This window comes from Bradyrhizobium sp. GCM10028915 (assembly GCF_042666195.1).
Classification (GTDB): Bacteria; Pseudomonadota; Alphaproteobacteria; order Rhizobiales; family Xanthobacteraceae; genus Bradyrhizobium; species Bradyrhizobium canariense_D.
The window spans coordinates 1-897 of sequence record NZ_JBHTFN010000035.1 but is presented as its reverse complement, the minus strand read 5'-3'; the positions used below and the strand labels follow the sequence as shown (position 1 = coordinate 897).

At 63.3% G+C, this 897-nt stretch carries 1 pseudogene; it reads left to right on the top strand.

The annotated features are described in order from the left end of the window. Positions 1-159 precede the first annotated feature (159 nt). Positions 160-897, top strand: a pseudogene (locus ACFQX9_RS17425) (IS21 family transposase); the annotation flags it as partial.

Below are 897 nucleotides of genomic sequence, written 5' to 3'. Positions count from 1 at the left end.
TGTCTCGCGGCGATCAGGATGGAAGAGCGCGTCAATGAAGGTGAGAGAGTTTCGCCGGGCTCGTGACGAAGGGAGGGCGTAGCCCGACCGGAGTTACGAGCCCGGCGTCGGCGCGATCCGCTAGGGACCGCGCCGACTGGTGATCGCGGCCGGCAGGTTATGCAAGTGGTTCTTCCGCCAAGAGGAATCACTCGTTTGCCCGGCCGACACATCACAGATCACCAAATGAGGCTCTACATGAAGAACCGTCAGACCGACAGCCCGCCAGTGGCGGCGGCCAAGGCATCATTCAGTGCGGCGACCGCTTATCGGATCGAGAGAGATCCCCGAGTTCCCTCGCAAAAGAACGCTCCCCGCGGCCGGCGACGACCGGACCCGTTGAGCGAGGTGTTCGAGACCGAGATCGTCCCGATCCTGAAGTCGGCACTTGGCTTACGCCCCCGGTCGCGGTCTTCGAGGAGATGCTCCGACGTCATCCTGATCTCGGCACCGGTATCCGTCGTACCCTGGAACGTCGTATCCGTGCCTGGCGGGCGATCCATGGCGAGGAGCAGGAGGTCATCTTCCGCCAGATCCATGAGCCTGGCCAGCTCGGCCTCTCCGACTTCACAGACATGGGCGAGTTGGGTGTTACGATCGCGGGCGCACCGCTGGATCATCGTCTCTATCACTTCCGTTTGGCCTATTGCGGCTTCGAGCACGCTCACGTCGTGCTTGGCGGCGAGAGCTTCGTTACCCTGGCCGAAGGCCTGCAGAATGCCCTCTGGTCGCCCAGTGGGGCGCCGCGGGAGCATCGGACCGACAGCCTGTCGGCCGCATTCTGCAATCTCGATCGCGATGCACGGGATGATCTGACGCAGCGATACGAGGCCCTTTGTGCCCATTACGGCATGCGGC